This is a genomic window from Collimonas sp., assembly GCF_044339385.1.
In the GTDB taxonomy this organism is placed as follows: domain Bacteria; phylum Pseudomonadota; class Gammaproteobacteria; order Burkholderiales; family Burkholderiaceae_D; genus Collimonas.
In genome coordinates this window covers 1-9,419 of record NZ_JBIIVN010000101.1, presented here as the reverse complement: position 1 = coordinate 9,419, position 9,419 = coordinate 1, and the positions used below count along the sequence as shown (strand labels likewise).

Genomic DNA, 9,419 nt, shown 5'->3' with positions numbered 1-9,419 from the left:
TGCACGGCTAGCTCCTTGAACTCCGCCGTGTACATCTGTTTTGGTATCTTCTTCATTGCTGGTCTTTCCAAAGGATCGTTGATTTTACGTTACCTATGGAAGACTAAATTTCGGGGGAAGCTCAGGAAGACTAAATTTCGGGGGAAGCTCATTGTTCTAATTGTTCTAATTGTTCTAATTGTTCTAATTGTTCTAATTGTTCTAATTGTTCTAATTGTTCTAATTGTTCTAATTGTTCTAATTGTTCTAATTGTTCTAATTGTTCTAATTGTTTCTAAATCAGATCTGTAGGGCGGGTAGAACTTCCTGTCCACCCTACGGATGCTTCTACATCAGGTCTGCGCGGTCAGTGTCAGCGGCTTCAGTTTTGACTCTAGTACTTTGCCTTTGCGGGCGCGCTTGCCAATATGCGGTGCCAGACCGGATGCCGACAAGGCCACCTGTTGCGCCTTGCCGCCGCGGCCGTTGCCAGACACAACGACGCCGCGCTGGCTGATCGGTTGCGCCGCCAGCAGCTTCTCATCACTCTCGAGCTCCATCAGGATCACGCCACGGCCGCCGTTGCTGAGCGATTTGCATTCGTCTAAACCAAATACCAGCAAGCGTCCCTTTTCCGACAGGCAGGCAATAGCGCTGACGCTGCTGTCGAGTGGCTGCGGCGCTAGCGACAGGTCACCCGCGTCGAGCGTGATGAATGCCTTGCCGGCCTTGACTCGGCTCAGCATGTCGCCGATCTTGGCGGTAAAGCCATAGCCGCCCGATGATGCCAGCAATAATGTGCGCTCTGATGGCCCGGCAAAATAGTGCAAGACGCTGCTGCCGCTGGCAAGGTCGATCAAGGTCGTGATCGGCACGCCATCGCCGCGTGCGTTCGGTAGCGTCGATACCGCCACCGAATAGATGCGGCCGTTGGAGTCGAAGGTGAGCAGGTTATCGACGGTGCGGCATTCAAATGCGCCGTACAGTGCATCACCGGCCTTGAATGCGAACTGGGCAGCGTCATGGCCATGGCCTGTACGCGCCCGAATCCAGCCTTTTTGCGAAATGACGACGGTGACCGGTTCATCCACCACCTTGGTTTCCACCACGGCTTTTTCAGCTGCTTCGATCAATGTTCGACGTGCATCGCCGAACTGCTTTTGGTCGGCTTCGATCTCCTTGATCACCAGGCGCTTCATCGATGCAGGATTGTCGAGCAGGTCTTGCAATGTGGCTTTTTCATTGCGCAGCTCGGCCAGCTCTTGTTGGATCTTGATGGTTTCCAGGCGCGCCAATTGACGCAGGCGGATTTCCAGGATGTCCTCGGCCTGACGGTCGGATAATTTGAACTCGGCGATCAGCGCCGGTTTTGGCTCATCCGATTCGCGGATGATCTTGATGACCTTATCGATATTCAGCAGGATCGCTTCGCGGCCTTCCAGAATATGGATACGGTCTTCGATTTTCTGTAACTTGTATTGCGAGCGGCGTGTGATGGTGGCGAAGCGGAAAGTGATCCACTCGCGCAGAATCATGCCCAGGCTCTTCTGGCGCGGACGGCCATCGCCACCGATGATCACCAGGTTGATCGAAGCGCTGCTTTCCAGCGAGGTGTGCGCCAACAGTATGTTGATAAACTCGGTCTGGTCGAGATTCTTCGACTTCGGCTCGAACACCAGCCGTACCGGCGCATCGCGACCGGATTCGTCGCGCACGGTATCGAGTACCGACAAAATGGAGGTCTTCAGCGCCAGCTGTTCCGGCGTCAGGGTCTTTTTGCCGAGCTTGATTTTCGGATTGGTCAGATCCTCGATTTCTTCGAGGATTTTTTGCGAGGATGCGCCAGGCGGCAATTCGGTCACAACAGCCTGCCACTGGCCGCGTGACAGGTCCTCGATTTTCCAGGTGGCGCGCACTTTCAGGCTGCCGCGACCGTTCTCGTACATTTCCGAAATCGCGTTGGGCGAGGTAATGATCTGGCCACCGCCGGGGAAGTCCGGGCCGGGGATGATCTGCATCAGTTCTGCATGGCTCAGCGCCGGATTGCGGATCAGCGCCACCGCCGCCTTGGCGACTTCCTGCAGATTATGCGCTGGAATTTCGGTGGCCAGGCCGACTGCGATGCCGGAGGCGCCGTTCAGCAACACGAACGGCAGGCGCGCCGGTAGCAGGCGCGGCTCTTCGGTCGAGCCGTCGTAATTGGGTTGAAAATCGACGGTTCCCATATCGATTTCTTCCAGCAACAGGCGGGCAATCGGCGTCAAACGCGCTTCGGTATAGCGCATTGCCGCAGCGCCATCGCCGTCGCGTGACCCGAAGTTACCCTGGCCGTCGACCAGTGGGTAGCGCAGCGAGAAATCCTGGGTCATCCGCACCAGCGCGTCGTACACCGACTGGTCGCCGTGCGGGTGCAACTTACCCAGTACGTCGCCGACCACCAGCGCCGATTTGCGCGGCTTGGCGGCAGCGTTAAGGCCGAGTTCGTTCATCGCATACAGGATGCGCCGTTGCACCGGCTTCTGGCCGTCTGAGACGTCCGGCAAGGCACGGCCCTTGACAACGGAAATCGCGTAATCGAGGTAAGCGCGTTCGGCGAAAGTGGCAAGCGTTAACGATTCTGCGTCAGGGGAAGGAGTATCCGGGGGGGCAAATAGATCGTTTTGGTCAGTCATGGAGATTCAGCAAATTATTCGATAAAAGGCGTTGCCGCCGTGGGTGTGGCTGTGGTTAATGGTATTGACGGCATGGCAGGCGGATTGAGCCGGGCGCTGGCTGCAGTCAACGGCGGCGGCATGTTGCTGCGCCCCGGAAGCACCAGATGGACGCGCCTCAGGTTGCTGCCGCTGCTGTCACCGTTGCTGCTGATGGCGATCCCGCCGAATGTCGGTTTATACAATTGATAGAACTGGCGTACTAGCTGCACGTAGTTGCGTGTTTCCGGAAATGGCGGTATCTGATTGTTGTACTTCTGTACCGCGCCTTCGCCGGCGTTATAGGATGCAATCACCAAGTCTTGCCGCGACGGAAACATATTTCGCAAGTCGCGCAGATAACGTGCGCCAAGGCGGATATTGGTACGTGGATCGGTCAGCTTTTGGGCAAGAGGTTTTTTGTGGTCACCGCTCAAGCCGTAGCGTTCGGCGGTTGCCGGCATGATTTGCATCAGGCCGATCGCGCCCTTGGGCGAGACCGCGCCAGGATCGAAGCCTGATTCAGCGGCCATCACCGCCTTCAGCAACGCCGGCTCAAGCGCAAATTCATGTGCCGCCTGTTCCACCAGCGCTGCGTATTTCTTCAGGTTGGGATGTTGCGACAGATAACTAAACAGAGGGCTGTCGCGCAGTTTCTGATTGAGCGGCGCGGGGCGGTCGGTCGTCACTTGCGACGAGTCGAAAGCAGCGTCGCCGTGCATGAAAAGTTGATACCGGTCATCCAGCTTTTCGGTCGAAAAATGCCCTGCGCCATCCGCATCGATGTAGCCATAGATATCCGCACGCGCAATACCAGCCGCGCTCAGCAGCACCAGCGTTAGCATGACTGCTGTGACGACTCGCGCCAGAAAGACCTGGCCCAGATGACAGCGAAGATTTCTCATCTGCGCTCTGTCACCAACGCTGTCGGCGTTGTTATTGCTGTGTTCATGAAAGGCAATGTCCTTTGAATTTGCCGCCCGCACCGCGGCCGGGAGTAAAAATCATGGGCAAAACCAACGTGCTTTGGCGTTGCGTGGACGCATGCTGCGGGGATGACTGGCATTGCAGGCTGGGACCTTCGCCGTTCGCCAGCGGCTCGCGGGAGCGGGCGGATGATAAATCTGCGTCCATCATAATACGTTTTGCCGATAAATACGCTGGCTTGGCTAATCGATAACGCATCAGATATCCGCCTCAGCCTCGTTACCGTGCTCTTCGATCCAGGCGCGGCGCGCTGCGGCCTCGCCTTTACCCATCAACATATTGAAACGGTTTTCGGATGCCTCCAGATCGAAGCTGCCAAGCATCACCGGCAGCAGCCGGCGAGTGTCTGGATTCATCGTGGTTTCCCACAGTTGCTCGGCGTTCATTTCACCTAAGCCTTTGAAGCGGGAAATGCTCCAGGCACCGTCCTTGACGCCGTCCTTGCGCAATTTGTCTTCTGTCGCCTCCAGTTCACCATCGTCCAGCGCGTAAATTTTTTGCGCCGGCTTCTTGCCGCGTGCCGGGGCGTCGACGCGATACAGCGGCGGCCTGGTAATACAGATGTTGCCGCGGTCGATCAGTTGCGGGAAGTGGCGGAAGAACAGGGTCAGCAGCAACACCTGGATATGCGAGCCGTCGACGTCAGCATCGGACAGGATGCAAATCTTGCCATAACGCAGGCTGCTGAAATCGACGGGGTCATTCTTGCCGTGTGGATCGACGCCGATGGCCACCGCGATATCGTGGATTTCATTGTTGGCGAACAAGCGGTCGCGCTCGGTTTCCCAGGAATTGAGTACCTTGCCGCGCAGCGGCAGGATGGCCTGGAATTCCTTGTCGCGCCCCATCTTAGCCGAGCCGCCGGCCGAATCGCCCTCGACCAGAAATAGCTCGTTGCGGCTGATGTCGCTGGATTCGCAATCGGTTAGTTTTCCCGGCAATACTGCCACGCCGGAGGATTTTTTCTTTTCGACTTTTTGCGCCGAGCGCAAGCGGTTCTGGGCTTGCTTGATGGCCAGCTCGGCCAGTTTCTTGCCGTATTCAACGTGCTGGTTCAGCCACAATTCGAGCGCCGGCCGGGTATAGGTGGAGACCAGGCGCACGGCATCGCGCGAATTCAGGCGTTCTTTGATCTGGCCTTGGAATTGCGGGTCCAGTACCTTGGCCGATAAGACGAAAGAGACGCGCGCAAACACGTCTTCCGGCAATAGCTTGACGCCCTTCGGCAGCAGCGAGTGCATTTCGACGAAGCTTTTGACCGCGCCGTACAAGCCCTCGCGCAAGCCCGATTCGTGCGTGCCGCCGGCTGAAGTCGGGATCAGGTTGACATAGGATTCGCGCACGATGGCACCGTCTTCGGTCCATGCCACGACCCATGCCGCACCTTCACCTTCAGCAAAACCTTCGGTATCGGCACCGGCGTATTGCTCACCCTCAAACAGCGGGATCAGCGGCTCCGCATTTGACGATTGCGCCAGCGATTCCATCAGATAACCGCGCAAGCCTTGATCGTATTGCCAGGTCTGGCTGTCGCCGCTCTTGGCATTGAGTAGCGTCACCTTGACGCCCGGCAGCAGCACCGCCTTGGAGCGCAGCAGGCGCTGCAATTCCGGCTGCGAGATGGCCGGTGAATCGAAGTATTTCGGGTTCGGGCAGGCAGTCACGCGTGTGCCGGATTTTTTATCGTCACGACCAATCGGACGGGTGCTGAGCTTTTCGATCACGTCGCCGTCGGCGAACACCATCTGATGTACGCCACCTTCTCGCCAGACGGTGATTTCCAGGCGCGACGAGAGGGCATTAGTTACCGATACGCCGACCCCGTGCAAGCCGCCAGAAAACGCGTATGCGCCGCCGCTGCCCTTGTCGAATTTACCGCCGGCGTGCAATCGCGTGAACACGATTTCTACCGTTGGGACCTTTTCTTCCGGATGCAGGCCGACCGGGATGCCGCGGCCATCATCGTCAACGCTGACGCTGCCGTCGGCGTTGAGAGTGACCAGGATATTCTTGCAAAACCCGCCAAGCGCTTCGTCCGAGGCGTTGTCAATAACTTCCTGGATGATATGCAGCGGATTTTCAGTACGGGTGTACATGCCCGGTCGTTGCTTGACCGGTTCCAGGCCCTTCAGCACACGGATCGATGATTCGCTATAGTCAGACTGCGATGATTTTTTGGTTGCCATTCAGCTTTGTTGGGTTAAGTGTATTTAATTGTTTATTTGCAACTAAAATGCATGTTGCGAGTAATTATCCTGTGCGCATTCTAATGAAAAAATCCCGGCGCGTTGTCTGAGCCTTGCATCGACATCGAAATATTGTGTGATCATTAATAAATTTCGAGAATTACGAAGTTGATTTTTCTTCAATGAAATGTTGTTGTTTTGCACATTATGTTGATAAAAATAAATTGCAAATAAAGACACTGCTATCATGTGCTGGCGCGTTTCCGCCAGCCAGGAAATAAGAAGATAGAAGATGAAAAATCATAACCTACCATTTGCCATCCGCTGCATCGGTTTTTCGGCTCGTGAAATCAATATTTTCGACGCCACATTCTCGGTGGAGCAGAACCGAGAAAAAAATACCATCGTTTGTGCGCAGAGAGCCTGCAAGAACCAGACCTGTATCTGGTCAACGCCGATGATCTCAAGGCGCTGGCAACACTCGCCGACATGGAGCCGAACAACTTGCGACCAGCCTTGCTGGTGGGTAAGCCTGATCTGGAACTGCCTTATACCACAGTCGGCAGACCGATCCGCTGGCTCAAACTGTTCGATGCTCTGGACAGCCTGATTGATCGCCGTTTGATCATGCTGGCCAAGCAAAATCCTGCTGATGTTGCGCTGGCGAACGGCGCGCCGGAGCGGCGTCGGCGCGAGCGTCTCGATCTCGACCTGACCGATCCGGTCGAGTACGAGAGAATGCGGGTACAGTCGCCGCAGATGGATCGTATTCTGGTTATCGACAAACAATCGACGTTTCGCGACGACCTCGCTATGGCCATCGCGCATCATGTTGTGCCGGTCGAGTGGGCCGGAAGTGGGGATGCTGCTGCGGAGGTGTATGCCAAGCAAGCGATTTCGATTGTGCTGATCAATCCACAACTGCCGAATATCGACCCCTATGAATTATGCGCGACCATCAAGCGCTACTATAAAAACACCAGAATCGCCGTCGTCCTGCTGGTTGAAAAAGACTTTGTCTACGACCATGTCCGGGCCCGGCAAGTCGGATGTGACGGCTTTCTTGGCCTCTACCTGGAGCAGTCGCAGATAGTAGTGGCGCTGAGTAAATTTTTATCTCTGCGCCGCTAAAATATCATCGCGTAATGACAGTCCAGCGACGTCGTCGCGCTTATTTGCTCAATACGCGCATGCCGCGTTCCAGGCCGTCCATCGTCAATGGAAACATGCGGTTGCTCATCAATTGCCGAATTATGTCAACCGATTGACGATACTGCCAGAGTCCTTCCGACTCAGGATTGAGCCAGATAAACTTGGGAAAAGCCTGCGTGAAGCGCTGCAGCCATTCGGCGCCGGCTTCCTCGTTGTTGTACTCGACGGCGGCGCCGGGCTGCAAAATCTCATACGGACTCATCGTCGCATCACCGACGAAAATCAGTTTTGTGTCAGGTGTGTACTTACGCAGAATATCCCATGTCGGAAAACGCTCAGCGTGGCGGCGCTGATTGTTTTTCCAAAAGTAATCGTAGACGCAGTTATGGAAATAAAAAAACTCCATGTTCTTGAATTCGGTCTTGGCCGCAGAAAATAACTCTTCAGTACGCTCGATATGGTCGTCCATGGTGCCGCCCACATCAAGCAGCATCAGCACCTTGATATTGTTTTCACGTTCCGGCCGCATTTTTATATCGAGATAGCCGGCGTTGTTGGCGGTAGCGCGGATCGTATCTTCTAGCGCCAGCTCATCGGCTACCCCTTCGCGTGCAAACTTGCGCAGGCGACGCAGGGCTACTTTTATGTTGCGCGTGCCCAGCTCGCGTTCGCCGTCATAGTCGCGGTAGGCGCGCGCATCCCATACCTTCACCGCGCTGCGGTTGCCGCCGCTGCCGCCGATGCGGATCCCCGCTGGATTAGTGCCGCCATTGCCGAACGACGAGGTGCCGCCGGTGCCGATCCATTTGTTACCGCCTTCGTGCCGTTCCTTTTGCTCCTCCAGCAGTTGTTTCAGGCGTTCCATCAGCTTGTAGAGGCCGAACTTTTCTAACTGCGCCAATTGCTCTGGCGTCAGCTCCCGCTTCATACGCTGTTCCAGCCAATCCAGCGGGATCTCCGCATTTTTTTCGAAAACCGCCTCGATCCCCCTGAAATAGCGGCCGAAAGCCTTATCGAATTTATCGAAGTGGGCCTCATCCTTGACCAGCGTGATGCGCGCAAGATAGTAGAAATTATCCAGTGTGGGCGCGATGACCTGGCGCTGAAGAGCTTCCAGCAGAATCAGGAACTCCTTGATGGATACTGGTATCCTGGCGTCTTTCAACGTAAAGAAAAAATCGATCAGCATGATGGTAGTCAGGACGCTTTATCGATTTTTTCTGACCATCAATACCAGCCGTTCAAACAGATGTATATCCTGTTCGTTCTTCAGCAGCGCGCCGTGCAGCGGTGGCACCAGCACGCTGCTGTCCCTGCTGTGCAGCGCGTCTGGCGGAATATCCTCGGCCAGCAGCAGTTTGAGCCAATCGAGCAGCTCTGAGGTCGAAGGTTTCTTTTTCAGTCCAGCCACCTCACGCACCTGATAAAAAGTTTCCAAGGCCTGTGCCAGCAGATCTTTTTTAAGATCAGGGAAGTGGACGTTGGCGATTTCCTGCATGGTCGTCTTATCGGGAAATTTGATGTAGTGAAAGAAGCAGCGGCGCAGGAAGGCGTCCGGCAGTTCCTTTTCATTATTCGAGGTAATGATGACTAATGGCCTATGCCTGGCGCGTACCATTTCGCGGGTTTCATAGACATAAAATTCCATGCGATCGAGCTCGCGCAGCAAATCGTTGGGGAACTCGATGTCGGCTTTGTCGATCTCATCAATCAATAACACCACTTGTTCGTTGGCATTGAATGCCTGCCACAGGACGCCCTTGACGATGTAATTGTGAATATCCTTGACCTGTTCATCGCCCAACTGCGAATCGCGCAAGCGCGACACGGCATCGTATTCGTACAAGCCTTGCTGCGCCTTTGTGGTCGACTTGACATGCCATTGCATCAATGGCATGTCAAGCGCAGCGGCAACTTCCTCCGCCAACATGGTTTTACCGGTGCCGGGTTCGCCTTTAATCAGTAGCGGTCTTTGTAGCGTCAGCGCGGCGTTTACCGCCAGCTTCAGGTCGTCGGTGGCAACGTAGCTGGGGGAACTTTCAAAACGTTTCTCTGGTCGCATTATCAATTATAAAGTTAGTGCAGATAAGGTCGAGTATAAACGAGATTCAATTGACCAATTGGCTCGGCATTAAGCTGCTCCGGTGGTAAGGCCAAAAATGCTGGCGAGTTACTATCGAGTTATTTTGATGCTGAGATAACCGTGTCATAACCGTTTCTTCAACGTCAATTTACAAGAGCCAATGAAAATCCGATTTTTGCGTCTGCGGGTGCTGTGGCGCCGGTTTCGGCTTAGCGACTGTTGGCGCTAATTGAATCTTGACCCAGCCTGCTGATTGAAATGTGACCCAGGGCTGGTCGCTGCGTTTTGAGTTAGCAGCTGTGGATAAGTCTATCAAACAGTTGGTGTTGAAGCACTCCTTTT

The 9,419-nt window shown here is 55.0% G+C and carries 6 protein-coding genes; 1 reads left to right on the top strand and 5 read right to left on the bottom strand.

Annotation, left to right across the window (positions count from 1 at the left end; all coding sequences use genetic code 11):
- Window positions 1–332 precede the first annotated feature (332 nt).
- From parC to ACIQ0R_RS08495, 3 genes are all read right to left on the bottom strand, one after another.
- On the bottom strand, window positions 333–2,651 hold the full coding sequence (parC, locus tag ACIQ0R_RS08505) for a DNA topoisomerase IV subunit A (protein ID WP_395826172.1): 2,319 nt from the start codon (window positions 2,649–2,651) through the stop codon (window positions 333–335).
- A gap of 14 nt (window positions 2,652–2,665) precedes the next feature.
- Window positions 2,666–3,574: a lytic transglycosylase domain-containing protein gene (locus ACIQ0R_RS08500; RefSeq protein WP_395826170.1), complete on the bottom strand. Its 909-nt coding sequence runs from the start codon at window positions 3,572–3,574 to the stop codon at window positions 2,666–2,668.
- A 279-nt stretch (window positions 3,575–3,853) separates the two neighbouring features.
- Window positions 3,854–5,842, bottom strand: coding sequence for a DNA topoisomerase IV subunit B (locus ACIQ0R_RS08495; protein WP_395826168.1), 1,989 nt, complete (start codon window positions 5,840–5,842; stop codon window positions 3,854–3,856).
- A 408-nt stretch (window positions 5,843–6,250) separates the two neighbouring features.
- Between ACIQ0R_RS08495 and ACIQ0R_RS08490 the strand changes: the two genes are divergently transcribed.
- Entirely contained in the window at window positions 6,251–6,973 is a 723-nt protein-coding gene (locus tag ACIQ0R_RS08490) for a two-component system response regulator (protein ID WP_395826166.1), read from the top strand.
- A gap of 40 nt (window positions 6,974–7,013) precedes the next feature.
- On the opposite strand, the gene ACIQ0R_RS08485 is transcribed toward ACIQ0R_RS08490, so the two are convergent.
- Complete coding sequence (locus ACIQ0R_RS08485) at window positions 7,014–8,183, bottom strand: VWA domain-containing protein (RefSeq protein ID WP_395826164.1); 1,170 nt, start codon at window positions 8,181–8,183, stop codon at window positions 7,014–7,016.
- A gap of 18 nt (window positions 8,184–8,201) precedes the next feature.
- Window positions 8,202–9,056 (bottom strand): AAA family ATPase, encoded by an 855-nt coding sequence (locus ACIQ0R_RS08480; RefSeq protein WP_395826162.1) that lies wholly within the window; start codon window positions 9,054–9,056, stop codon window positions 8,202–8,204.
- Between the last annotated feature and the right edge of the window lie 363 nt (window positions 9,057–9,419).

Bases quoted from the DNA above. Each gene is read 5' to 3' on its own strand.
- parC (WP_395826172.1), bottom strand. From the start codon at position 2,651: ATGACTGACCAAAACGATCTATTTGCCCCCCCGGATACTCCTTCCCCT.
- ACIQ0R_RS08500 (WP_395826170.1), bottom strand. From the start codon at position 3,574: ATGAGAAATCTTCGCTGTCATCTGGGCCAGGTCTTTCTGGCGCGAGTC.
- ACIQ0R_RS08495 (WP_395826168.1), bottom strand. From the start codon at position 5,842: ATGGCAACCAAAAAATCATCGCAGTCTGACTATAGCGAATCATCGATC.
- ACIQ0R_RS08485 (WP_395826164.1), bottom strand. From the start codon at position 8,183: ATGCTGATCGATTTTTTCTTTACGTTGAAAGACGCCAGGATACCAGTA.
- ACIQ0R_RS08480 (WP_395826162.1), bottom strand. From the start codon at position 9,056: ATGCGACCAGAGAAACGTTTTGAAAGTTCCCCCAGCTACGTTGCCACC.